The organism is Streptomyces sp. NPDC059564, from assembly GCF_042735575.1.
Taxonomy (GTDB): domain Bacteria; phylum Actinomycetota; class Actinomycetes; order Streptomycetales; family Streptomycetaceae; genus Streptomyces.
On sequence record NZ_JBHWBP010000105.1, the window covers coordinates 1 to 22,354 of the forward strand.

Consider the following 22,354-nt stretch of genomic DNA (forward strand, 5'->3'; position numbering starts at 1 on the left):
CGTCCACTCCGGCGATCAGCCCCTGCCCGGGGAGGGGGCCGGGCTCGTCCAGCACGACGCGGGCGCGGAGTTCGTCCTGTATCGCGCGGGCCTCGGCTTCGTCGGCGGGGGTCTTCACAGTCGTCATAGGGTGCGAGGGTAGCCTGGCGATCATGTTCGTCATGGAGCTCACCTACACCGCGCCCGTCGAAGCCGTCGAAGAGGAGATGGACGCCCACATCGCCTGGCTGGACGGCTACTACGCGTCCGGCGTCTTCCTCGCGTCGGGGCGCAAGGTCCCGCGCGAGGGCGGCGTGATCATCGCCGCGGGCGTCTCGCGCGCCGAGGTCGAGAAGATCGCGGCCGAGGACCCCTTCACGGTGGCGGGCGTCTGCGAGTACCGCATCACCGAGTTCATCGCCACGAAGACCTCCTCGGACCTCGCGACGGTCCGCGAGACCCTCCCGGCGTAGCCCGCCCGGCGTGACCCTCCCGCCGGGCCGCCCGGCGGGCGCAGACGCCGCAGACACTCCGACACCCCTGGAGGTGCCCGTGCAGCCCCGTCCCGCGCTGGCGGAGGACATCCCCGAGCTGATACGCCTGCGCGCCGTGGCCCTGGAGTCCCTCGGGACGGATCCGGGCCCCGGTGACGCCCCCTGGCGGGAGGTGGCCGACGCCTGGTTCCGCGAGCGGCTGACCTCCCGGTCCGACGTGCGCTGCCTCGTGGTCGGCGGTGGTCCCGGCGAGCCCCTGCTGGCCACCGGCATGGCCTGGATCACGTACCACCTGCCCGGGCCCCGGCAGCCCGACGGCCGCCGCGGCTACCTCGACGGGATCGTCACCGACGCCGCGGCCCGCGGCCGGGGCCACGGCCGCCGGATCGTCGACGGGCTGACCGACTGGCTGGGCGGCCTCGGCGTCCACCTCGTCCAGCTGCACGCCAGCGCCGACGGGGAGCCCGTGTACCGGGCCGCCGGGTTCACCGACGCCCGCTACCCGGGGATGGACCTGTTCATCGGCCCGGCTGCCTGAGCGGCTCCAGCCGGGCCACCCGCCCCTTCTCCCCGGCCGCCCAGCAGCCCCCGTCCGCCGTGCAGTCGACGGTGTCGAAGGAGCCCGCGTCCAGGGCCCGCCAGGTGCGGCCCGCGTCCGTGGTGACGTCCGTTCCGGTCGGGCCGACCGCCAGGGCCGTGGAGCGCGCGTACGGGAACCAGGCCGCGCCCGAGCGGTAGGCGGGCGGCGGGGTGGCGGCCTGGCTCCAGCTGCGGCCGGAGTCGGCGGAACGGGCCGCGGCCCGGGGCGAGGCCTGGTCGGCGCGGTAGTCGCCGCCGACCGCGAGGCCCGTCGTAAGGTCGCGGAAGGCCAGGGCGAAGACCCCGCGCGCCGGGTCCCCGGCCGGGAGGGTGGCGTCGGCGACCCGCCAGGTCAGGCCCCGGTCCGCGGAATGCAGCACCCGGGCGACCGGGCCGCCTCCCGTGGCCAGCCAGACGTCGCGCGGCCCCGAACCCACCAGGCACTGCCCGCTCGCCGCGAAACCGGCCTCGCCGGGCAGCGCCGCGGGCATCCCGGAGTCGGGCAGCACCCGCCAGGCGCGGCCGCCGTCGTCCGTGGCCAGGATGCGGAACTTCCCGTCCACCGGGTCGCTCATCGCCAGCCCGTGGCGGGCGTCGAGGAAGGTGACGCAGTCGTAGAAGGCCCGCGGGTCGGGGTTGCGGAAGGCCTCGGTCCAGGTGGCGCCGCCGTCCTCGGTGCGCAGGATCCGCGAGGCCGCCCCCTCCCCGATGGACAGGGCCACCGCCCGGCGCGCGTCGAAGGCCTCGATGTCGCGCAGTTCCAGCCCTTCGGCGGCGGCCCCGGGCGGCGACACGTCCTGCCAGGTGCGGCCGCCGTCGCCGGTGCGCAGCACGGTCCCCTTGGAACCGGCGACCCAGGCCGTGCTGCGGCTGACGGCCGCGAGCCCCCGGAAGCGGGAGTCCTTGCCGGTCGCCTTGAGCGCCCAGCCGACGCCCCGTAATCCCGCGCGGCCCGCCTCGGCCTCCGCGCCGCCGCCGTCCGCCTGCGCCGGCGCTGCCACCAGCCCCACCAACAGGGCCGCCGCGCACATGCCCACTCCCAGAAGTCTCATGGCGCCGGAAGCTAACGCACCCCACATTCACCGTCCAGAGTGCGTCCCCCGGGCGGCCCGTTGGGCCTGTGGAGTGAGCGGTTACCAGCCTTATTGCGATCACTCCGGGGTCTGCGGAACCGAGCGGGCGCCCCGCTCCCGCACCCGCCTCCCCCTCACTCTGTGCGATCACACAGGGGAGATCAGGCCAATCGGTGACACAGCTCACGTCATCCGCCGTGCACGGATTTGCCGATTCCGGCGTCTATCCGGTTGCCGGACTCCACCCCAGAGCCCGGCAGCAGATCCGCCGCAAGGGAGTGAGCCTTGATCACTGTCATCGAGCAGGCCGTGCAGGCCCGACTGGTCGCCACCGCGCCGAAGGTCGAGACCGTGCCCGTCACCCTCTGCTACGACCGTGCGGATCCGTTCGCCGTCCGCATGTCCTTCCCCGCCCTGGCCACGCTGGAGGGCGTCGAGGTCTCCTGGACCTTCGCCCGCGAGCTGCTGATGTCCGGACTGCGGCACCCGGCCGGATGCGGGGACGTGCGCGTGCGCCCGTACGACGGCGACCGGACCACGGTCGAGTTCCACGCGCCGGAGGGCGTCGCGATCGTGCTGATGATGACGGCCGAGCTCCAGCGCTTCCTGGAACGGGCTTCCACCGTCGTCCCGCCGGGGCTGGAACACATGTACCTCGACATGGACCAGAGCCTGGACGAGCTGATGCGCGGCTCCCGCTGACCCTCCCACCCGGCCCCGGGCCGTTCCCCACTGAGCACGCCGCACGGTGTGCTCGGCGGGGAACGGCCTTTATTCGTTTGCGGCGCCCGCCGGCCGCCCGTAGTTTCGTTGATGCCCCATCGCCGCCGAAACGGAGCAGGACATTGCTCGTCTGAGGTCCGAGACACCGACCGCCACCGCACCCGTGTGACACCCATCGGCCGGCTGTCTCCCCGCGTTGCATTCACCACTCACGCAACCTGGAGGCCTCCATGAGTCATCCCCCTGCTTTTCTCACCTGCTCCGCCCTTTCCTTCGACTGGCCCGACGGAACCCCCGTCTTCGACGGCTTCCAACTGGCCGTCGGCCCCGGCCGTACCGGCCTGATCGGACTCAACGGCTCCGGCAAATCGACCCTGTTGAAGCTCGCGGCGGGTGAACTGACCCCGACCGGGGGCCAGGTCTCCATCGCCGGGACCATCGGCCACCTCCCGCAGAACGCCACCCTGGACACCGCCCTACGTGTGGACGAGGCACTCGGCATCCGCACCGCCCGCGCGGCCCTGCACGCCATCGAGGCGGGCGAGGCCACGGAGGCCAACTTCACCGCCGTGGGCGACGACTGGGACGTGGAGGAGCGGGCCCTGGCCACGCTCGACCAGCTCGGACTCGCCCGGATCGGTCTCGACCGCACCGTCGGCGAGCTGTCCGGCGGCGAGTGCGTCCTGCTGCGGCTGGCGGCCCTGCTGCTGGCCCGTCCGGACGTACTGCTGCTCGACGAGCCCACCAACAACCTGGACCTCAAGGCCCGGCGCCGCCTCTACGCGGCGGTCGAGTCCTGGTCCGGGGTGATGGTCCTGGTCAGCCACGACCGGGAACTGCTGGACCGGGTCGACCAGATCGCCGACCTGCGCGACGGTGAAGTCCGCTGGTACGGCGGGAACTTCACGGACTACGAGCGGATGCTCGCCGCCGAGCAGGAGTCGGCCGAGCGGATGGTCCGGGTCGCCGAGGCCGACGTGCAGCGCCAGAAGCGCGAACTGGCCGAGGCCCAGGTCAAATTGACCAAGCGCAAGCGGTACGGCCAGAAGATGAACGACACCAAGCGCGAGCCGAAGATCGTCATGGGTGCCCGCAAGCGCGCCGCCCAGGAATCGGCGGGCAAGCACCGCATCATGCACGCCGAGAAGCTGGCGGACGCCCGCGAGCGGCTGGACCAGGCGGCGGAGGCCGTCCGCGACGACGCCGAGATCCGGATCGAGCTGCCCGCGACCCTGGTTCCGCCGGGCCGGCGCGTCCTGACCCTGCGCGATCTGTGCCTGGCCCACGGGGCTTCGGCGCCGGGCGAGTGGGAGGTCCGCGGTCCGGAGCGGATCGCCCTGGTCGGCGGCAACGGCTCGGGCAAGACCACCCTGCTGCGGACCCTCGCGGGGCTGCTGCCGCCCGCGTCCGGTGAGGCGGTGGCGCACGTACCGGCGCGCTTCCTGCCGCAGCGGCTCGACGTACTGGACGACGGGCGTTCGGTGGTGGAGAACGTGGCGCGGTTCGCCCCGCAGGCCACGAACAACGTGATCCGGGCGCGGCTCGCGCACTTCCTGTTCCGGGGCGCCCGGGCGGACCGGGCGGCCGGGACCCTCTCGGGCGGCGAACGCTTCCGGGCCACGCTGGCGGCGCTGCTGCTGGCGGAGCCGGCTCCGCAGTTGCTGATGCTGGACGAGCCGACGAACAACCTGGACCTGGCGAGCGTACGGCAGCTCTCCGGAGCCCTGGAGGCGTACGAGGGCGCGCTGCTGGTGGCGAGCCACGACGTGCCGTTCCTGGAATCGATCGGCATCACCCGCTGGCTGCTGCTCGACGGAACCCTGCGTCCGTCCTCGGCGGAGGAGGTCCGGCAGTCGCTGTGGCACGGCTGAACGGACAGCCGGGCGGCGCGACGGGTTCCTGCCGGGTTCACACACGGAGCCGAAGCGTTGACGCTGCGTGCCCAGGTCCCGGCCGTCAAGGCGGGAGCGGCGGACCACCTTCTGGCGTGATTCTCACCTTTCTCAAGCCCCTGGGCACCCCCTCCAAATGCATAGATAACGGGACGTAGCCGGACGCAGTGAGGGGTGGGGCTTGGCTGGCCTTGATGTCGCGCTTAACCTACGACTCCGTAGGCTACGGAACCGTAGGTAATTCGCTTTGTCCCCAGGAGCACCCGTGACGATCACCTCTCCCCACCTCGGCAGCTCGGAGGCGTGGACCGACGCCAAGCTGCTGTTCGCGCTGGAAGAGGTGGTCGAGAAGGAACTCAACCGCCATCTGAAGGTCACCAAGGACTGGATGCCCCACGAGTACGTCCCGTGGAGCGACGGCCGGAACTTCCCGGGCTTCTTCGAGGACGGCGAAGCCTGGGACCCGCAGCAGTCCAAGGTCACCGACATCGGCAAGATCGCGCTGGTCGTCAACCTGCTGACCGAGGACAACCTCCCCAGCTACCACCACGAGATCGCGAGCCTTTTCGGCCGCAACGGCGCGTGGGGCACCTGGGTGCACCGCTGGACCGCGGAAGAGGGCCGGCACGGCATCGTGATGCGCGACTACCTGCTGGCCTCGCGCGCCGTGGACCCGGACAAGCTGGAAGCGTTCCGGATGCAGCACATGTCCGAGGGCTTCGAGTCCGACAACAGCCACTCGATGCTGCACTCCGTGGCGTACGTCGCCTTCCAGGAGCTCGCGACCCGCATCTCGCACCGCAACACCGGCCACCAGTCCGGTGACCCGGTCTGCGACCGGATGCTGGCGCGCATCGCGCAGGACGAGAACCTGCACATGGTCTTCTACCGCAACCTGCTGGGCGCGGCCTTCGAGCTCGCCCCGGACCTGACGATGTCGGCCGTGCGCGACGTGGTCGTCAACTTCCGGATGCCCGGACACGGCATGCCCGGCTTCGAGCGGATGGCCGCGCAGATGGCGATCGGCGGGGTCTACAACCTGCGGATCCACCACGACGACGTGCTGAGCCCCGTGATCCGCTTCCTCAAGATCATGGACATCGACGGGCTGGGCCCCGAGGGCCAGAAGGCCCAGGAGGAGCTCGGGCTCTTCATGAACGGCCTGGACTCCGAGGCCCGCAAGTTCGACGAGCGCCTCGCCGCCCGCGCCGCGCGCCTGGCCGCCCGCAAGGGCTGACGCCGACCGACCGTACGCAGTGAAGCCCTGGCGGACTCTCCCGCCAGGGCTTCACCGCGTCCCGGCCCTGCTCAGCCGCGGGGGCGCAGGGCCTGGCGCTCCGTCTCCGAGAGGCCGCCCCAGACCCCGAACCGCTCGTCGTTGGCCAGGGCGTACTCCAGGCACGCCACCCGCCCCTCGCACGCCCCGCACAGCCGCTTCGCGTCCCGGAGCGAGGACCCCGGCTCCGGGAAGAAGAACGACGGGCCCGTCTGGGCGCACAGGGCGAGGTCGTACCAGGCGGGGGCTGTGGTGGCAGTGGTGTTCATCGACATGCCGCCGATCCTGCTGCGGCCCGATGGACGTCCGATCAACAGGTCATCAACACACCACCACAGCACCCAGCCAACGGGCGAGGACGGCGAAGTCGTCCGGCGTGAGCCCGGTGCGGGGCTCGACGCGGTGCAGCAGGACGGGCGCCGGGTGGTGGGTGGCCGCCCAGGCCCGGTCGGCGGGGGTGATCTCGTCGTCGACCCAGGCGAAGGGCCGGCCGGCGGCCCGGGCGAGGAGGGGGCGGGTCTTCCAGTGCAGGCCGCCCCGCCCCTCGTCCTCGGAGGGCTCCGGCCAGTCGGCCACCGGCAGCCGCGGCAGCCCGATCCGCGGCGCGATGACCTCGTTGGCCTCGTCCCCCCAGGTCGTGGCCCATACCAGGTCGCACGGCAGCGCCAGCAGCCGGGGGCCGTGCGACGGGTCGAGCCTGGCCAGCAGGGGATGGCCCTCGGCGGACGCGACGGGGTAGTCCGTGCCTCCGAAGGGGATCAGGGGGCCGTCGACGTCGAGGAAGAGCAGGGGGCGCGGCCAGGAGGACGTCATGGACCGAGCCTAGCCAGGGACCGCCCGTGGTTCGTAGGGGCGGTGGGGGTCAGTCCTCGTGCTTGGCGCGGCTCGGCTGTACGCGCTTGGGCTCGCCCGGCATCTTCGGGTAGTCCGGCGGGTACGGCATGTCCCCCAGGCCGTGGTCGTGCTCGTCCCTGGCCGCGAGTTCCAGCACGGCGTCCAGGACGAAGGCGTGCTCGTCCATGTCGGCATGCAGGTCCCCCACCTCCGCGAAGCGCGCCGGCATGGTCACGATGTCGAAGTCGCGCGGCTCCGCGTCGTCCACCTCCTCCCAGCGCAGCGGCGCCGAGACCGGGGCGTGCGGGCGCGGGCGGACGGAGTACGCCGAGGCGATGGTCCGGTCGCGCGCGGTCTGGTTGTAGTCGACGAAGATGCGCTCGCCCCGCTCCTCCTTCCACCAGGCGGTGGTGACCTTGCCGGGCATCCGCCGCTCCAGCTCCCGCCCCAGCGTGATCGCGCACCGCCTGACCTCGGTGAAGGTCCAGCGCGGGGCGATCGGCACGAAGACGTGCAGCCCGCGCCCGCCCGAGGTCTTGGGCCAGCCGCGCAGGCCCAGCTCCTCCAGCAGTGCCCGCAGTTCGTGGGCGGCCGCCACCGCGTCGTGGTAGTCGGTGCCCGGCTGCGGGTCGAGGTCGATGCGCAGCTCGTCGGGCCGGTCGGTGTCCTCGCGGCGCACCGGCCAGGGGTGGAAGGTGAGACAGCCCAGATTGGCGGCCCACAGGACGGCGGCGGGCTCGGTCGGGCAGATCTCGTCGGCCGTGCGACCGCTGGGGAAGGCGATGTGGGCGGTCGGAATCCAGTCGGGGAGGTTCTTCGGGGCCCGCTTCTGGAAGAAGGACTCGCCCTCCACCCCGTCCGGGTACCGCTCCAGGGTGGTGGGCCGGTCGCGCAGCGCGCGGGTGATCCCGTCCGCGACGGCGAGGTAGTACTCGGCGACGTCCCTCTTGGTGAGGCCGCGCTCGGGGAAGTACACCTTGTCCGGGCTGGACAGCCGTACCGTCCGCCCACCGGCTTCGAGCTCGATCGCAGCACCCGCAGCACCCATGTGCGCCACGGTAGGCGGGCTCGGCCGGGTGCGCACACCGGGCGGGTCCGGACGTACCACCGCAGAATCGGTGACATGGATCTGCCGGTGATGCCCCCCGTGAAACCGATGCTCGCCAAGTCCGTCGCGAAGATCCCGCCCGGCATGCAGTACGAGGCGAAGTGGGACGGCTTCCGCGCCATCGTGCACCGCGACGGCGACGAGCTGGAGATCGGCAGCCGCACCGGCAAGACGCTGACCCGGTACTTCCCGGAGCTCGTGGCGGCCCTGAAGGAGAACCTGCCGCCCCGCTGCGTGGTGGACGGGGAGATCGTGATCGTGCAGGGCGGGCGGCTCGACTTCGACCGGCTCACGGAGCGGATCCACCCCGCCGCGTCCCGCGTGAAACTGCTCGCCGAGACCACCCCGGCCAGCTTCGTCGCCTTCGACCTGCTCGCCCTCGGCGACGAGCCGCTGCTGGACACCCCGCTCAGCGACCGCCGTACCGCCCTGGCCAACGCCCTTTCCACCGCTCTGCCCCCCGTGCACCTCGCGCCCGCCACCACCGACCCCGCGCTCGCGCGGCAGTGGTTCGAGCGGTTCGAAGGCGCCGGGCTCGACGGGGTCGTCGCGAAACCCCTCGACCTCCCCTACCGGCCCGACGCGCGCCTGATGTTCAAGATCAAGCACGAGCGTACGGCGGACGTCGTCCTCGCGGGTTTCCGTTTCCACAAGAGCGGTCCGATTGTCGGATCGCTGCTCCTGGGCCTGTACGACGGCCACGGCGCGCTCCAGCACGTGGGGGTCTGCGCCGCCTTCCCGATGAAGCGCCGCGCCGAGCTGATCGAGGAGCTGGAGCCGCTGCGCATGCCCGACCCCGCGGGCCACCCCTGGGCGGCCTGGGCCGAGGAGTCCGCCCACGAGACCGCCCGGCTGCCGGGGGCGCAGAGCCGGTGGACGGGCAAGAAGGACCTGTCCTGGGTGCCACTGCGCCCGGAGCGGGTCTGCGAGGTGAAGTACGACCACATGGAGGGCGACCGGTTCCGGCACACCGCGCAGTTCTCCCGCTGGCGGCCGGACCGCGAGCCGGCCAGCTGTACGTACGACCAGCTGGAGGAGGTCGTCGGCTACGACCTCGCCGAGGTCCTCGGGACGGCCGGCTGACGGGCGAGGGCCTCAGCCCGCCGTCAGCTTCTCCCACTCGGCCCGGTCCGGACCCACCGCGTTCGGCTCGAAGTCCGGCCGGACCGCGAGCCAGCGCTTCACGCGGGCCCGGATCAGGGGGTGCGCGTAGGCCCGCGCGGGCTGCTCCACGAGGTGGCGGACCCTGGCCCGGGCCCGCATCACCTCCGGGTCCTCCAGCGCGCACTCGAACAGCGCGGCCGCCTCACGGGCCGTCCCCGTCCGCCCGGCCCGGGTGGCGAAGCGCTCCCCGATGGCCGCGTCGGCGACGACCTGGAAGTCGAACCAGGGCTTGAGCGTACGCACGGCCCAGTCCTGGTACCCGGCGGCGAAATCCGCGGTGCCGGGGTCCTGGTGCGCGGTCCGGGCCACCCGGTGGGCGGCCCACAGCGCGAGCGAGGTCCCCTGCCCCAGGGTCGGGTTCGTGTGCGTGAGGGCGTCCCCGATCGGGACCAGCCCGCTGACCACCGGCCCCCGCTCGTCCGCCAGGGCGCTCCACCGGTTGTCCAGGCTCGCGGTGGCCAGTACGCCGGACAGCGGTACGGCCCCCAGTTCCAGCCAGGCCGCGCCGGGCGGGAAGGCCCGGGCGGCGGCCTCGAAGACGACCGGTTCGCGCAGCGCCGAGCGGGTGGGGTCCTCGGTGTGCACGAACAGGGTCACGGCGAAGATCCCGTTGTCGGCGGGGAAGACCGCGCAGCCCGCGAAGCCGCCGCCGGTCACCGTCCACGGCCGGCGCGGCCCGTCCTGCACCCCGGCGGGCAGCCGGTACCAGCGGCAGAAGTAGGCCAGGCCGGTACGGTGCCGCTCCACGGTGCCCGGGCGGCAGCCGGCCGCCGCCAGCCAGCGCTCGGCGCCGCCCCGCCGGCCGCCCGCGTCCACGACGAGGTCGCCCTCGTACGCGCCGCTGTGCGTGGTCACCCCGGTGACGCGTATCCCGGGATCGTCCCCGGCCCCCGCCCCCACCCGCTGCCCCGAGACGGCGGTCAGTCCGCAGACCGGCTCCCCGTAGTGCACCACCGCGCCCGGCTCGGCGCGCAGGGCGGTGGCCAGCGCGCTCTCCAGCACGATGCGGCGGGCCTGGAGCATGACCAGGTCCTCGTCGCCGGGCCGGGCGGGCGGCCGTACGTCGAACCAGTCCAGCTCGTGCCGTTCGCGGGCGCCGAGCCGGAGCATCTCGGCGTGTACGTCGGGCAGCTCGGTGGCCAGTACCTTGCGGGCGGCGCCGAGCAGGGCGTGCGGCTGGGCCGCCTGGGGTACGGAGGGGCGGCGCCAGCCGAAGAAGTCCCGGTCCAGGGCGGTGCCGGGCGCCCGGGTGTCCCGCTCGAACAGCTCGGTGGTGTGCCCCCGCCGGGCGGCGAGCAGGGCGGCCGCGAGCCCCGCGACCCCTCCGCCGATGACCAGTACGTGTGTCATTGCGTCCCCCCGAGCCGACAGGCCGTACGACGATCAGACCGCCCAGAGCCTGCACGGACGGACCCTGACCGAAACCCGCACACCTGTCCGAGTCTCGCCCTCCGGCCGCGGTGCCGCCCCACGCGCCGCGCACCCGCCGAGGTTTGACAAACCGTCGAGGCGGACCGGCAAGTGACTCCTCCCCCTCCTAAAGGAAGGGGCTTCTCGCTATGCCGGGTTGGCGTTGCGACGGACCAGCCCGGCCCGTAGAACGTTGAGTGCTCCGACGACGTCGGCGTGGGCTTGGTGGCCGCAGCCAACGCAGTGGAACTGTTCCTGTGTGGGCCGGTTCTCCTTCGCGGTGTGCCCGCATTCGGGGCAGGTTCGGGAGGTGTTGCGGGGGTCCACGGCGATCACTTCCCGTCCGGCGCTTTCAGCCTTGGCGGTGAGGATCGTGAGGAACACCCCCCAACCGGCATCCATGATCGAGCGGTTGAGACCGGCCTTGGCAGCGGCCCCGTTGGGCAGGAAGCCGCCTGGCGTTACAGGGTCGGGCTTAGGCGCGGAAGCCTTGCTCATGTTGCGGATCTTAAGGTCTTCGTGCGCGATGACATCGTGCTCACGGACCAGACCGAGCGCGGTCTTGTGCGCGTGGTCGAGTCGCTGACGACGGACTTTCCCGTGCAGGGCTGCGACCTTCTCGACGGCCCGCCGGTGGTTGGCGGTCCGCTTGTCGCGGCGCACTCGCGGGAATCGGGCCAGTGCCTGCTGTGCGGCTTCGAGCTTCGCTGCAGCCTTGCGGGCATGGCGCGGGTTGGGGGCGTGCACGCCGTTGGAATCGGTGAGGAATGAGGCGATACCCAGGTCGATGCCGACCACGCTGCCGGTCGGCGGCAGGGGTTCGGGCAGGGCCTGCTCGGCAGTCAGCACGACGAACCACTTCCGGCCCTCACGTTTGACGCTGATGGTCTTGACCCTGCCGATCACCGGGCGGTGCCGGTTGACCTTGATGTGCCCGACGCCTTGGAGACGGACCCGCGTCTGCGGGTCGTGCGGGGTGGAATTCCAGCGGCAGCCATCGCCGTCCTTCGGGAACTCCACGGTGTCAAACCAGTTCACCCCCCGGAACCGGGGATAACCGGGGGTGTCGCCGGATTTAACCCGGCGGAAGAACGCGGCGAACGCTTTGTCCAACCGGCGCAAGGTGGCCTGCTGGCTGGAGAACGACCAGCGGCCCTGCCGCTCCAGGTCGAAGCCCCGGATCTCCTTGAGCTGCGCCGACTGCATCCCGTACCTGATGCTCGTCTTCGAGGCGTGCCGGTAGGCGTCACGCCGTTCCTGCAACGCCCCGTTGTAGAGAGAGCAGTGATCACGCAGCATCTCGCCCAGCACAATCTGCTGGCCGGCGGTGGGCCGCATAAGGAACTTGTATGCACGGATCACGACGGCCCCCTCCCGGGCAAGCTCGCTTGACCATACTACGCTTGGAGTATGTCACCACGCTGGGAACCAATCCCCGATATCCGCATGGGGCGTCACGTCACCTGCAACCTTCACGCACATTTGGTGTTCGTCACAAAATACCGGCGGGATGTTTTCGATGACGACATGCTCAAGCGGTGCGAGGAGATCATGCGGGAGGTGTGCGGCAACTTCGAGGTGGAGCTACGCGAGTTCAACGGCGAGGCTGACCACGTGCATCTGCTCGTGCACTACCCTCCGAAGGTCGCCCTGTCGAAGCTGATCAACTCCCTCAAAGGCGTCAGCTCCCGATACCTGCGGTCGGAGTACACCGGCAGGATCAACCGGATCGGGATGGGCTCCGTGTTCTGGTCCCGCTCCTACTTCGCAGGGTCCTGCGGCGGCGCACCACTGACAGTGATCCGCCAGTACATTGAGGGCCAGAAGCGGCCTAACTGACCGTCACCACGGAGGCGCAGAGACCTACGGAGTTTCGCGCCTCCGCGCCAAGGACACGTTTCCCTGCCCGGCTGAAGTCGGGGATACCCACACGAGATCACGGATGGAGCCATGGCTACCGAAGACCAGGACCGTGCCCGCGCCGAGGCGCAGGCCGTACGCGCCGTCCCGCGGCCCAACGCCGTCGTCGGCGTCGGGCTGATCGTGCTCGGCGACGACGGCCGCGTCCTGCTCGGCCAGGCGCACGACGGCCGGTGGGAACTGCCCGGCGGCAAGGTCGACCCCGGGGAGGGCTTCGAGCAGGCGGCCGCGCGCGAGCTCGCCGAGGAAACGGACCTGCGGGCCGCGCCCGAGGGCATCGAGATCCTCGCGGTGCAGATCGACGCGGCCTCCGGCCTGACCCGCCTGACGGCGGCCGCCGTCACCCGGTCAGCCGAGGGCAGCCCCACCGTCACCGAGCCGCACAAGATCGCCCGTTGGCGGTGGTTCGCCCCGGCCGAGGTCCCCTCCGCCCTGTACCCGCCCTCGGCCGCCGTGCTCCGCACCTGGCGCCCGGACCTCCCGATGCTGCCGCACGTGCCCTCGTACGACTACCCGACCGGCCCGGCCCCGACGGCTCCCGCGGCCCTGCCGAGCACCCCGTAGACCACCCCGGCGCCCGGGCGCCCCAGCACTCCGACCGCCGGCGGCCCCGCCGAGCACCCCTGCAGGACGCCCCGGCCTCCCGGCGCTCGGGCCGCCGCCCTCAGATCCTCACGCGGCGGCCGTGACCGCCGTGATGGCGGCCATCGCGGCCTGCATGTCACGGATGGCCGCGCGGACGCCCTCGCCCGCCCACTGCCCGGCGGCTATCTCCCCCATCCGCGGGGCCACCAGCCTGGCCGGCCGGTCCGGGAAGGCGAGCCGGTGCAGCTTGGCCGAATGCAGCAGGGCGATGAGGCCGGCCGTGCGCCCGTCGGGCTCGGCGCCCTCCAGGACCACGGCCCGCAGCCGCTCCCGCAGTTCCCGCTCCACGCTCCCGTCGGCCTCGGGGTAGCGGCGCTGCGGGAACACCCCGAGCACCTTGCGCACCTCCGCCCCGACGATGCCCCGCTCGCACAGGCTCTCCAGCGCGGCCCCGACCGCCTTGGCCTGGTCCTTCGCCAGCCAGTCCGTCACCCGCCGCTTGCTGCGGCCCCGCAGCCAGGCTTCGATCAGCGGGATCCTGCCGTCGAGCAGCCGCTCCCCCGTGGGCGCGGTACCGCGCACTTCCAGGTACCGCCCGGTCACCGACACCCGCTCCGCCATCACGAGTTCGAGGAGTATGCCGCCCGCGACGGCCCAGCCCGCCGCCATCCGCTGCCTCGCCACCCCCGACTCCTCGTCCAGGGACAGCAGCACGACTTCCTCCGCCAGCGTGATCGCCATGAGCGGTACCCCCCACCTAGCCCGTATGCAACGCCCTCACCAGGTAAGACGCCCGAAACCCGAGGGAAGTTCCCCGCCGCTACCCCCTCGGCACCAGCCGTGGCGCGAAGTTGCCCTCGCCCAGGTCCTCCGCCAGCAGCCGCTTCGCGATCGCGTCCGACGCCGCCCTCAGCTCGGCGCTGCGCGGCCTCCCCCGGTCCTTCTCCAGCTGGTCGCCGAGCCACTGCGCCCACGCCCCCGAGATCACCCCCGCCTCCCGCTCCCCCGCCGACGTGAGCGCGAAGAACCCGTTCTGCCGGGTCAGATAGCCCTCCTCCGTCATCCGGTCGAACACCGGCAGCAGCACCTCGGGCGGCACCGAGCGCCGCGACGAGATCAGACCGAGGCTGGCGTGGCCCACCGTCCGCGTCAGCAGGTCCACCTGCATGACGGCCCAGGCTCCCGCGATGTCCAGCCGCGTGTCGGAAGCGTCCACGATCCCGCGCGCCGTGGCCCGCCCCATGCCGCGCACGATCTTGCCGACCGCCAGCTCCAGCAGTTTGGCCGAATCCCCCGAGGCCGTGGCCGGCGAGCCGAAGCCGTCGCCCATGTCCGTGGACGCGGCCCGGGCGCTGTCGCGCAGGTGGACCTCCTTGAGGAAGAGCGCGACGACGAAGCCCACCAGTGCCACCGGCACCGTCCACAGGAACACCGTCTGCAGGGCCTCGGTGTACGCCGCGATGACCGGGCCCGCGGCCGCCGGTTCGAGCCCGTGCACCCCCTGCGGGCTCTGCGCGGCCGCGCCCAGCTCCGCCGGATCGGCCCCGGTGATCCGGGCGGCCTCCGCCACGCCCGCCTTCAGCGCGGGCTCCAGGCTGTTGGCGTAGATCGTCCCGAAGACCGCGGCCCCGAAGGCGCTGCCGAGCGTACGGAAGAAGGTGACGCCGGAGGTGGCCGTGCCGAGGTCGTGGTAGTCGACGGTGTTCTGCACGGCGATGGTGAGCACCTGCATGCACAGGCCGATGCCGGCACCCAGTACGAACATGTACAGCGATTCCAGCCAGGCGCCGGTCTGCGGCCCCATCCGCGACAGCAGGTACAGGCCGACGGCCATGACCGCGCTGCCCACGATCGGGAAGATGCGGTAGCGCCCCGTCTGGCTGGTGACGTTGCCGCTGAAGACGGACGCGATGAGCAGGCCGATGACCAGCGGCAGGGTCCGTACGCCCGAGACGGTGGCCGAATCCCCGTCCACGTACTGGAGGTAGGTCGGCAGGAAGGTCATCGCGCCGAGCATGGCGAAGCCGACGATGAAGCTGAGCACCGAGCACACCGAGAAGACGGGGTTGCGGAACAGCCGCATCGGCAGCATCGGTTCGGCGGCCCGCGTCTCCACCAGGCAGAACAGGGCCAGGGCCAGCGCCCCGCACACGAACAGGCCGATGATCACGCCGGAGTCCCAGGCGTACTCGTTCCCGCCCCAGCTCGTGGCCAGGATCAGCGCGCTGGCGCCGATCGCGACGAGGGCGATGCCCAGGTAGTCGATGACCGGCCGCCCGGCGGCCCGTACCGAGGGGATCGTCCTGGCGGCCGCGATGACCACCAGGATCGCGATCGGGACGTTGACGTAGAAGGCCCAGCGCCAGCTCAGGTGGTCGGTGAAGAGACCGCCGAGCAGCGGGCCGATCACCGTGGCGACGCCGAAGACCGCTCCGATCGCGCCCTGGTACTTGCCGCGTTCGCGCAGCGGCACCACGTCCGCGATCAGCGCCATCGAGGTGACCATCAGGCCGCCGGCGCCGATGCCCTGCAGGCCCCGCCACAGGATGAGCATGGTCATGTTGCCGGAGAGGCCGCACAGGAAGGAGCCGGTGATGAAGACGACCGCGGAGATCTGGAAGATGACCTTCCGGCCGAAGAGGTCGCCGAACTTGCCCACCAGCACGGTCGCGACGGTCTCCGCGAGCAGGTACGAGGTCACCACCCACGACATGTGGGCCGCCCCGCCCAGGTCCGCCACGATGGTGGGCAGGGCGGTGCCCACGATCGTCTGGTCGAGTGCGGCCAGCAGCACGCCCAGCATGATCGTGCCGAAGATGACGTTGCGCCGCCGCCGGTCGAGCACGGGGGGCGCCGCGGCTGGGGCGGGGGCAGTGGTCACTCTCGCACTGTCACAGCACGCCCCTCCCCCCGCATGCCGCAAGCCGCCGTACGGGTGAAACGGGGCGCGGGCCCGCCGAAGCGGCCGCACGGGCCCGCCGGCCCTGACGCGAGCCCCGCCGGCCCGGCCGCGAGCCCCGCCGGCCCGGCCGCGTGAGTCAGCGCAGGTACGCCAGACCCGGGTGCTCCGCCGTGTACCCCTCCAGCAGCCGCCGCGCCACGCCCACCGAGTCCACCAGCGGATGCAGCGCGAAGGCCTTCACCGCGTCGGCCCGGGCCCCGCTCGCGGCGGCCGCCAGGACCTCCCGCTCGACCGCCTTCACCGAGGTCACCAGCCCCACCGCGTGCAGCGGCAGCGGCGCCACGGACACCGGGTGGGGCCCGTTCGCGTCGACCAGGCAGGGCACCTCGATCACCGCCTCCGCGTCGAGCACCGACAGCGTGCCGCGGTTGCGGACGTTGAGGATCAAGGTGGCCCGCTCGTCCCGGGCGATGGCCCGCATCAGCGCGAGCGCGACCTTCTCGTACCCGCCGGACTCCAGGTCGCTGTCCTCGCGCGCCCCGGCACCGGCCACCTCGCGGTTCTCGGACATGTACGTGGCCTCGCGCTCGGCCCGCGTCCGGTCCCAGGCGGCCAGCGCCTCCCCGGCGGGCCCGCCCGCCCGGCCGGCCTCGGTGTAGAAGGCGCGCTGCTGGTCGCGCAGGAAGGCGCCGCGCGTCTGCTTCGCCTCCTGGTAGGCGCGGACGGTGTCCCGGTTGAAGTAGTAGTAGTGCAGGTACTCGTTGGGGATCGCGCCGAGCGAGCGCAGCCACTCGGCGCCGAAGAGGCGGCCCTCCTCGAAGGACTCCAGCGCCCCGTCGTCGGCCAGCAGCCGGGGCAGCTCGTCCCGCCCGCCGACGCGCAGGCCGCGCACCCAGCCGAGGTGGTTGAGGCCGACGTAGTCGATCCAGGCGTCCTGAGGCCGGGCGCCGAGCAGCCGGGCGATCCGGCGGCCGAGCCCGACCGGCGAGTCGCAGATCCCGATGACCCGGTCGCCGAGCACCTCGGCCATCGCCTCGGTGACCACCCCGGCCGGGTTGGTGAAGTTGATGACCCAGGCGTCGGGGGCCGTACGGGCGATCCTGCGGGCGATCTCCCGCACCACGGGAACGGTCCGCAGGCCGTAGGCGATCCCGCCCGCGCCGACCGTCTCCTGGCCCAGCACTCCCTCGGCCAGGGCGATCCGCTCGTCGGCGGCGCGCCCCTCCAGCCCCCCGACGCGGATGGCGGAGAAGACGAAGTCGGCCCCGCGCAGGGCCTCGTCCAGGTCCCCGGTGGCGGTGACGGCCGGGGCGTCCGCCGCTCCGGAGGCCGCGGCCTGGCCGGCCAGCACCCGGGCCATGGCGGTGAGCCGGCCGGGGTCCTCGTCGTAGAGCGTCACGTGGGTCACCCGCCCCTCGGCGCGGTCCCCGAGGAGTGCTCCGTAGACGAGCGGGACGCGGAATCCGCCCCCGCCGAGGATGGTCAACCGCACGCCCCTGCCGCCCTTCGCCGTCACGACCGTTGCCACGGACCACGGACGGGGCCGCACCGGGGGAACCCCGGCACCACCCCGGCACCGCATCCGGTGCCACGATCGGTGACATCCACGGGATGACACGGATCGTGGCACGTGTGCGCCTCGGCACACGCTTCAGGGGCCCAGTGTCCCCCGCCCGGTCAGTGCCCGAGCGACGGCACGGCCCTCAGCCGCGCCCCCTGCTGCTGCGGGAACCCGCCGCCACCGCGCACGGGACCCGACGGCAGGCCCTGCGGGGCGGAGAGCACCAGGGTGATCCGGGTGAGCCCCATGCCGTCCAGCATTCGGCTTGATTCCGCCACCATCCGGCACCGCACCACGCCCCATCCGGGGTCGGGGTGACGGACCGTCCGGACGGCGCCGTCCCGCTCGGCGGCGCCTTCCCCGTGGGTGCTCAGCCAGTGCGGGACCCCGTACCGGTAGGCGGCCTCCATGAACGGGTCACGGGCCACCTCCTGGCGGATGCTCCGCAGACCCTCGTCCTCCGGGGCCGCGGAGAGCGCGCTCGCGAACTGGGCCAGCAGCGGTACGCACCAGGCCGGTTCGTGGTCCTCCAGCACGGCCGCGGCGTCCGGGTGGAACAGCACGAAGCGCAGGAAGTTGTCGTCCGGCAGGGCCGTCGGATGCGGCCGGACCGACTGGAAGAGCCGGTCGAAGGCCGAATTGGTGAGGGCGACGTCCCAGCGGTGGTCCACCAGGAAGCTCGGGTAGGGAACGGCCTCCATGAGGGCGGCGTAGTCGCACAGGTAGTCGCGCTGGGCCGGATCCTGGGGCAGCCGGTTCTCCTCGGCCGCGCGCCAGGTGGGCGGCGGGTCCCGGTCGACCATGACCCGGAACAGCCAGAAGCACTGCCGCTCGCTCATCTCCAAGGCCTCGGCCAGGGCGAGGAGTTTGCGGTCCGTCCACTCCTTGACGAGCCCGCGCTCCCAGTTTCCGTACGCACGTACGCTGATGCGCAGCCGTGACGCGAGGTCTTCCTGGCTCAGGCCCAGTTCCTCGCGGCGCTGGCGCAAAATCTCCTTGCGCCGCTCCGACCGCACTGCGCCACGGACGGACTCCTCGCCCGCCAGGCGTTCCTCACCGGCTCGGACGAGGCCATCAGACGGGCCCACCGCTGCGAGATGTGGCACCGAGAGCTCCCCCTCCTCACGGTCTGGATCTTCATTTCCGTGTGGCGATCCTGCTACCGACTTCATTCGAGTGTCAACTATTGTGGCAATTCCAGCCTCGCGACAGCTCATTCCCGCCACAGCTGTGGCAAGTTCTAGCTCTCCCGTGGCAGACCGGATAGATTCCCTGAGGCCGACCACGTGCCCACTGACCTCGCGCGATCTAGGAGAACCACTGGTGACAGACGGCTTCCCGGCTCCCGTCGCGGTGGCCAACGCGCCCCTGGCAGCGACCGTCACGCGGGTCGCCGAACTCGCGAACAAATTGGGCCGCACCCGGAACCAGGTATTCGACCTGCGCAGGCTCTCCGAAGCATCCGGGGTCCCCACGGACGTGATCAAGACCCTGCTCGACGGCCGCCCCGCCGGCGAGCCCGATCTCCAGGCGCGTTTCCTCCAGCGCCTCGACCTGCTCCGGCGGACGCGCGTGAAGCCCAACGGCCGCCGCTACACCCAGCAGGAGATCGCGGACGGCGCGGGCATGTCCCGGCAGCAGGCGGGCGCCCTGATCAACGGCGACCGCCGCCCCACCATGGAGCACTGTGACGCCATCCAGCGCTTCTTCGGCGTGCACGCGGGCTTCCTCACCGCCCACGACGCCGACGCCCTCACCGACGCGCTCCAGCGGACCGAGCAGCAGCTGCTCCAGGACTTCGCGGCGCGCGAACGGCAGACCGTGACGGCGGAGGCGGCTTCGGCGGGTGATCCGCTGGCGAGACTCCTGCAGAACCACGGTGTGCGGGGCATCGCCTGGCGCGCCGCCCAACTGCCCAGCGACAAGCACCGGGACAAGGTGACCGAATGGCTGGACATGCTTCTGGAAAGTGTCAAACCGAACGAATCATGACCCAGTCGAAAGTCTGGATCTGATCCTTGAGTCCTGATCCGGATCCGCGCCGACGGGGAGAACGGTGAGCATAGGCAGAGCGCAGCGGCGGTTGTGCGGGGAACTGGTGGCCGGCATCAAGCTGCCCGCCCCCGTCGAGCCCCTGGACCTCTACGCCGCCCTCTGCGAGGGCATGAGCAGACACCGCGGGCGCCCGGTGGAGTTCCGGATGGCCGCCTTCCCGCAGGGGACGGCCAGCGGGCTGTGGCTCGACATGGCGGACCGCGATCTGGTGGTCATCGAGGAACGCACGGCACCCGACCACCAGCTGGTGATCCTGGGCCACGAGCTGTGGCACATGAAGGCGGGCCACTGCAGCCACCACGTCGACGGCGCCGCCGTCGCCGCGCGCCTGCTGGCCGACGGCGCCGACCTCGGCGAAACGGTCCGCAGCGTCGCGGCGCGCACGCGTGCCGACGTCCAGGAGGAGACGGAGGCCGAGACCTTCGGCCTGCTGCTGGGCAGCCGGTGCCGCACCTGGCTCGCCGGGTCCTCCGGCCTGCGGGCCCCGGCCCAGCGCGACGAGCTGGCGGGCCGCATCGAGACCTCCCTCGGCTACCGGGGGCACAGGAACGACCGTTGAACGGACAGGACTACTACATTCCGGCAGTGGCGATGGCGGTCTCCCTCGTCTTCAAACTGCCGGACCTGCGCACCCACTGGCGCGATCCGCTCCTGCGGTCGGTCTGTGTCCTGCTGGTCCTGGCCACGGCGGTGTTCACCTTCGCCGCCCCGCCCACCATCGAAGCCGTCAACCGCTGGACGGGGATCCCCAACTTCTCGGCCCCGCTGGTGTACTGCCTGATGACGGCCTTCAGCGCCTCGTGCCTGATCCTGATGTTCAACTGGCGCGGCGGCCCGGCGCCGGAGATCCGGCGCACCGCACAGCGCTGGATCGCCGGCTACTCCGTCGTCATCGCGGCGATCGTGGTCTTCTTCGTCCTGGGCGAGACGCCCGTCGAGCGGCTGCGCGACTTCGACACGTACTACGCGAACACCCCGTACGTCCGCCTGATGATCGTCTCCTACCTGCTGGCGCACAACGTGGCCGCCGTGACGATGGTCGCCATGTGCTGGCGCTGGTCGGTCCAGGTCCGCGGCTGGCTGCGGGCCGGGCTGGTGATCATCGTGTCGGGGTACTCCATCAGCCTCACCTACGACGCCACGAAGATGTCCGCGGTCGCCGCGCGCTGGCTCGGCCACGACCTGGACGCCCTGAGCACCTACGTCGCCCCGCCGCTGGCCTCCGCCGCCGCGCTGGTCAGCGCCGTGGGCTTCGTGCTGCCGCTGGTGTGCCAGCGGGTGTCGGACAGCTGGCAGACCTGGACGACGTACCGGCGCCTGGGCGCGCTGTGGCACGAGGTGCGCAGCACGGCCCCCGGCGGCACCCCCTGCGTGCGGATGTCCTGGTGGTCCCCGGCCGAGATCCGGGTGATCCAGCGGGAGTCCGACATCCACGACGGTTTCCTGCGGCTCGGCCCCCGCTTCGACCGCCGCCACCGCGACCGCGCGTACGAGCGGGCCCGTGCGGCCGGCGCGGACGAGGAGACCGCCCGCGCCGTCGCGGACGCGGCGATGGTGGCGGCCGCCGTACGGACGAGCGCCGCCGACCCCGAGGGGACGGTGGACGGTGACACGGACGCGGAGCAGGTCCTGGTGACGGCCGACGGGCCGCGCGACCTCGTCCGGATCTCCGACGCCCTGCGGCACTCCCCGGTGGTGGCCGCGGCCCGGCGGCGGGCGGCGGCCCTGGCGGGGAGCTGACCCGGCCAGGACCGCGCGCGGGGCTGCTTCAGCGCGAGGCCGTCACGATGACGGCCGGGAACAGGTCCTGGAAGGGCCCGGCGGAGTCGGTCCCGTCCCGCCCGAACGGGGCGTCGAAGCTCCAGACCATGAACAGCAGGAACACGATCAGCGCGCTGAACAGACCGGCCAGCAGCAGCTCGCGCCCCGAGCGCCGGATCTGCAGGGTGAAGATCAGCCCGATGGTGACGAGCCCGCCCACCACCAGCCCGAACCAGACCACGCTCGGCAGGGTGGACTCGTCGCTCTGCGTGCGGGAGTGACGGGCGTCGTCGGCCGACGCGATGTGGTCGAGCAGCGGCTGGTAGGCCTGCGCCTGGAGTTCATTGGCGGGGCTCTGGTGGGTGACGTCGCCGCGCAGCTTGCCGAGCAGCTGCGCGCCCTCGTCGGAGGCACCCTGCCCGGAGACCAGCCGCGGCCAGTCCACGCTGACGGTGTGGGAGACGTACGCGTCCACCTCGCCGCGGATCCGGTCGCGCACGGGCGCCGGGTAGACGTCGGCGCGCTGGGTGACCTCGTACAGGGACTGGGCCTCGCGGCGCACGCTGTCCTCGGCCGCGCCGCGCGCCTCCCAGACTCCGGCGATGGCCAGGCCCAGGACGATCGCGTAGACCACCCCGACCATCATCGTCATGTACTCGATGACGTCAGGGGTTTCGCTGGTGTCCTCGTCGGCCGCGACCCGGCGGTGCCGGATCGCGGTGATGGTGAGGACGACGGCGCAGACGAGCGCCATGGCGATGGCCAGGACCAGCCATTCGGACACGAGAAATCTCCCGTTCGTGGGTGCGTGGGTGGTTCATGGGTGCGTCAGCCGCGGCTCTTGGAGCGGGGGCGCAGCGCGGCGGCGGCGAGCACGGCCGGGGTGGTGACGACCACCATGAGCATCATGGTGCTCAGGCCGTTCGGGCCGCGCCGCTCCAGGGCCGCGGAACGGTACGGGCGCACGTGGAAGGCGCTCGCCCGCGCGGCGGCGGCCCTGACCGCGGGCGGAGCGGGAGCGGCGGCCGCGGCCGGCTC

Annotated in this window: 22 protein-coding genes and 2 pseudogenes; 11 read left to right on the forward strand and 13 right to left on the reverse strand. The window is 72.3% G+C overall.

Features of this window, described 5'->3' with window-relative positions:
- Positions 1-127: pseudogene (locus tag ACFV0Q_RS19440) on the reverse strand (endonuclease V); the annotation flags it as partial.
- Between the two features lie 25 nt (positions 128-152).
- Between ACFV0Q_RS19440 and ACFV0Q_RS19445 the strand changes: the two are divergent.
- Both ACFV0Q_RS19445 and ACFV0Q_RS19450 read left to right on the forward strand, forming a co-directional pair.
- Positions 153-452 carry a YciI family protein gene (locus tag ACFV0Q_RS19445; protein ID WP_385006900.1) on the forward strand — a complete coding sequence of 100 codons (300 nt, stop codon included), beginning with the start codon at positions 153-155 and terminating at the stop codon, positions 450-452.
- A 79-nt stretch (positions 453-531) separates the two neighbouring features.
- Complete coding sequence (locus ACFV0Q_RS19450) at positions 532-1,011, forward strand: GNAT family N-acetyltransferase (RefSeq protein ID WP_385006902.1); 480 nt, start codon at positions 532-534, stop codon at positions 1,009-1,011.
- Here ACFV0Q_RS19450 and ACFV0Q_RS19455 read toward each other — a convergent pair.
- On the reverse strand, positions 992-2,104 hold the full coding sequence (locus ACFV0Q_RS19455; protein WP_385006905.1) for a WD40/YVTN/BNR-like repeat-containing protein: 1,113 nt from the start codon (positions 2,102-2,104) through the stop codon (positions 992-994). The genes ACFV0Q_RS19450 and ACFV0Q_RS19455 overlap by 20 nt on opposite strands.
- A gap of 306 nt (positions 2,105-2,410) precedes the next feature.
- On the opposite strand from ACFV0Q_RS19455, the gene ACFV0Q_RS19460 reads away from it, so the two are divergent.
- The 3 genes from ACFV0Q_RS19460 (at position 2,411) to ACFV0Q_RS19470 (ending at position 5,977) form a co-directional block, all read left to right on the forward strand.
- The gene (locus ACFV0Q_RS19460; protein WP_385006907.1) at positions 2,411-2,827 is read left to right on the forward strand and encodes an SsgA family sporulation/cell division regulator; all 417 of its coding nucleotides are present in this window, start codon (positions 2,411-2,413) and stop codon (positions 2,825-2,827) included.
- Positions 2,828-3,078: 251 nt separating this feature from the next.
- Entirely contained in the window at positions 3,079-4,719 is a 1,641-nt protein-coding gene (locus ACFV0Q_RS19465) for an ABC-F family ATP-binding cassette domain-containing protein (protein ID WP_385006909.1), read from the forward strand.
- A 286-nt stretch (positions 4,720-5,005) separates the two neighbouring features.
- Complete coding sequence (locus tag ACFV0Q_RS19470; protein WP_385006911.1) at positions 5,006-5,977, forward strand: acyl-ACP desaturase; 972 nt, start codon at positions 5,006-5,008, stop codon at positions 5,975-5,977.
- 71 nt (positions 5,978-6,048) lie between these two features.
- Here the strand turns inward: ACFV0Q_RS19470 and ACFV0Q_RS19475 are convergent, their stop codons facing one another.
- The 3 genes from ACFV0Q_RS19475 to ligD are packed head-to-tail and all read right to left on the reverse strand — an operon-like array spanning position 6,049 to position 7,898.
- Positions 6,049-6,291: a WhiB family transcriptional regulator gene (locus ACFV0Q_RS19475; protein ID WP_385006913.1), complete on the reverse strand. Its 243-nt coding sequence runs from the start codon at positions 6,289-6,291 to the stop codon at positions 6,049-6,051.
- A 46-nt stretch (positions 6,292-6,337) separates the two neighbouring features.
- On the reverse strand, positions 6,338-6,829 hold the full coding sequence (locus ACFV0Q_RS19480; protein ID WP_385006915.1) for an HAD domain-containing protein: 492 nt from the start codon (positions 6,827-6,829) through the stop codon (positions 6,338-6,340).
- Between the two features lie 49 nt (positions 6,830-6,878).
- Positions 6,879-7,898 (reverse strand): non-homologous end-joining DNA ligase, encoded by a 1,020-nt coding sequence (ligD, locus tag ACFV0Q_RS19485; protein ID WP_385006917.1) that lies wholly within the window; start codon positions 7,896-7,898, stop codon positions 6,879-6,881.
- Between the two features lie 75 nt (positions 7,899-7,973).
- Here ligD and ACFV0Q_RS19490 point away from each other — a divergent pair, with 75 nt between their 5' ends.
- Positions 7,974-9,041, forward strand: a complete 1,068-nt coding sequence (locus ACFV0Q_RS19490; RefSeq protein WP_385006919.1) for an ATP-dependent DNA ligase — start codon at positions 7,974-7,976, stop codon at positions 9,039-9,041.
- A 12-nt stretch (positions 9,042-9,053) separates the two neighbouring features.
- On the opposite strand, the gene ACFV0Q_RS19495 is transcribed toward ACFV0Q_RS19490, so the two are convergent.
- A complete protein-coding gene (locus ACFV0Q_RS19495) occupies positions 9,054-10,472 on the reverse strand; it encodes an NAD(P)/FAD-dependent oxidoreductase (protein WP_385006921.1) in 1,419 nt (472 codons plus the stop codon).
- A gap of 207 nt (positions 10,473-10,679) precedes the next feature.
- On the reverse strand, positions 10,680-11,894 hold the full coding sequence (locus tag ACFV0Q_RS19500; RefSeq protein ID WP_385006923.1) for an RNA-guided endonuclease InsQ/TnpB family protein: 1,215 nt from the start codon (positions 11,892-11,894) through the stop codon (positions 10,680-10,682).
- Positions 11,895-11,942: 48 nt separating this feature from the next.
- Here ACFV0Q_RS19500 and tnpA point away from each other — a divergent pair, with 48 nt between their 5' ends.
- Positions 11,943-12,371 carry an IS200/IS605 family transposase gene (tnpA, locus tag ACFV0Q_RS19505; protein WP_385006925.1) on the forward strand — a complete coding sequence of 143 codons (429 nt, stop codon included), beginning with the start codon at positions 11,943-11,945 and terminating at the stop codon, positions 12,369-12,371.
- 111 nt (positions 12,372-12,482) lie between these two features.
- Entirely contained in the window at positions 12,483-13,016 is a 534-nt protein-coding gene (locus tag ACFV0Q_RS19510; protein WP_385006927.1) for an NUDIX hydrolase, read from the forward strand.
- A gap of 108 nt (positions 13,017-13,124) precedes the next feature.
- On the opposite strand, the gene ACFV0Q_RS19515 is transcribed toward ACFV0Q_RS19510, so the two are convergent.
- From ACFV0Q_RS19515 to ACFV0Q_RS19530, 4 genes are all read right to left on the reverse strand, one after another.
- Complete coding sequence (locus ACFV0Q_RS19515) at positions 13,125-13,778, reverse strand: GPP34 family phosphoprotein (RefSeq protein ID WP_385006929.1); 654 nt, start codon at positions 13,776-13,778, stop codon at positions 13,125-13,127.
- Positions 13,779-13,857: 79 nt separating this feature from the next.
- The gene (locus ACFV0Q_RS19520; RefSeq protein WP_385006939.1) at positions 13,858-15,840 is read right to left on the reverse strand and encodes an MDR family MFS transporter; all 1,983 of its coding nucleotides are present in this window, start codon (positions 15,838-15,840) and stop codon (positions 13,858-13,860) included.
- Between the two features lie 235 nt (positions 15,841-16,075).
- Positions 16,076-17,431 (reverse strand): 6-phospho-beta-glucosidase, encoded by a 1,356-nt coding sequence (locus ACFV0Q_RS19525; protein ID WP_385006931.1) that lies wholly within the window; start codon positions 17,429-17,431, stop codon positions 16,076-16,078.
- A 185-nt stretch (positions 17,432-17,616) separates the two neighbouring features.
- On the reverse strand, positions 17,617-18,606 hold the full coding sequence (locus ACFV0Q_RS19530; protein WP_385006933.1) for a helix-turn-helix domain-containing protein: 990 nt from the start codon (positions 18,604-18,606) through the stop codon (positions 17,617-17,619).
- 217 nt (positions 18,607-18,823) lie between these two features.
- Here ACFV0Q_RS19530 and ACFV0Q_RS19535 point away from each other — a divergent pair, with 217 nt between their 5' ends.
- The 3 genes from ACFV0Q_RS19535 to ACFV0Q_RS19545 all read left to right on the forward strand — a co-directional run bounded on the left by ACFV0Q_RS19535 (position 18,824) and on the right by ACFV0Q_RS19545 (position 21,295).
- Entirely contained in the window at positions 18,824-19,492 is a 669-nt protein-coding gene (locus ACFV0Q_RS19535; protein WP_266572956.1) for a helix-turn-helix transcriptional regulator, read from the forward strand.
- A 64-nt stretch (positions 19,493-19,556) separates the two neighbouring features.
- Complete coding sequence (locus ACFV0Q_RS19540) at positions 19,557-20,114, forward strand: toxin-antitoxin system, toxin component (protein ID WP_266572957.1); 558 nt, start codon at positions 19,557-19,559, stop codon at positions 20,112-20,114.
- Complete coding sequence (locus ACFV0Q_RS19545) at positions 20,111-21,295, forward strand: MAB_1171c family putative transporter (protein ID WP_385006935.1); 1,185 nt, start codon at positions 20,111-20,113, stop codon at positions 21,293-21,295. Before ACFV0Q_RS19540 ends, ACFV0Q_RS19545 begins: the two co-directional genes overlap by 4 nt.
- 28 nt (positions 21,296-21,323) lie before the next feature.
- Here the strand turns inward: ACFV0Q_RS19545 and ACFV0Q_RS19550 are convergent, their stop codons facing one another.
- A complete protein-coding gene (locus tag ACFV0Q_RS19550; RefSeq protein WP_385006937.1) occupies positions 21,324-22,100 on the reverse strand; it encodes a hypothetical protein in 777 nt (258 codons plus the stop codon).
- A 44-nt stretch (positions 22,101-22,144) separates the two neighbouring features.
- A pseudogene (locus ACFV0Q_RS19555) lies at positions 22,145-22,354 on the reverse strand (hypothetical protein); the annotation flags it as partial.

What these genes read in the sequence shown, in the direction of transcription:
- ACFV0Q_RS19445 (WP_385006900.1), top strand. Translation starts at nt 153, where the DNA reads ATGTTCGTCATGGAGCTCACCTACACCGCGCCCGTCGAAGCCGTCGAA.
- ACFV0Q_RS19455 (WP_385006905.1), bottom strand. Translation starts at nt 2,104, where the DNA reads ATGAGACTTCTGGGAGTGGGCATGTGCGCGGCGGCCCTGTTGGTGGGG.
- ACFV0Q_RS19465 (WP_385006909.1), top strand. Translation starts at nt 3,079, where the DNA reads ATGAGTCATCCCCCTGCTTTTCTCACCTGCTCCGCCCTTTCCTTCGAC.
- ACFV0Q_RS19475 (WP_385006913.1), bottom strand. Translation starts at nt 6,291, where the DNA reads ATGTCGATGAACACCACTGCCACCACAGCCCCCGCCTGGTACGACCTC.
- ACFV0Q_RS19480 (WP_385006915.1), bottom strand. Translation starts at nt 6,829, where the DNA reads ATGACGTCCTCCTGGCCGCGCCCCCTGCTCTTCCTCGACGTCGACGGC.
- ligD (WP_385006917.1), bottom strand. Translation starts at nt 7,898, where the DNA reads ATGGGTGCTGCGGGTGCTGCGATCGAGCTCGAAGCCGGTGGGCGGACG.
- ACFV0Q_RS19490 (WP_385006919.1), top strand. Translation starts at nt 7,974, where the DNA reads ATGGATCTGCCGGTGATGCCCCCCGTGAAACCGATGCTCGCCAAGTCC.
- ACFV0Q_RS19495 (WP_385006921.1), bottom strand. Translation starts at nt 10,472, where the DNA reads ATGACACACGTACTGGTCATCGGCGGAGGGGTCGCGGGGCTCGCGGCC.
- tnpA (WP_385006925.1), top strand. Translation starts at nt 11,943, where the DNA reads ATGTCACCACGCTGGGAACCAATCCCCGATATCCGCATGGGGCGTCAC.
- ACFV0Q_RS19510 (WP_385006927.1), top strand. Translation starts at nt 12,483, where the DNA reads ATGGCTACCGAAGACCAGGACCGTGCCCGCGCCGAGGCGCAGGCCGTA.
- ACFV0Q_RS19515 (WP_385006929.1), bottom strand. Translation starts at nt 13,778, where the DNA reads ATGGCGATCACGCTGGCGGAGGAAGTCGTGCTGCTGTCCCTGGACGAG.
- ACFV0Q_RS19520 (WP_385006939.1), bottom strand. Translation starts at nt 15,840, where the DNA reads ATGCTGGGCGTGCTGCTGGCCGCACTCGACCAGACGATCGTGGGCACC.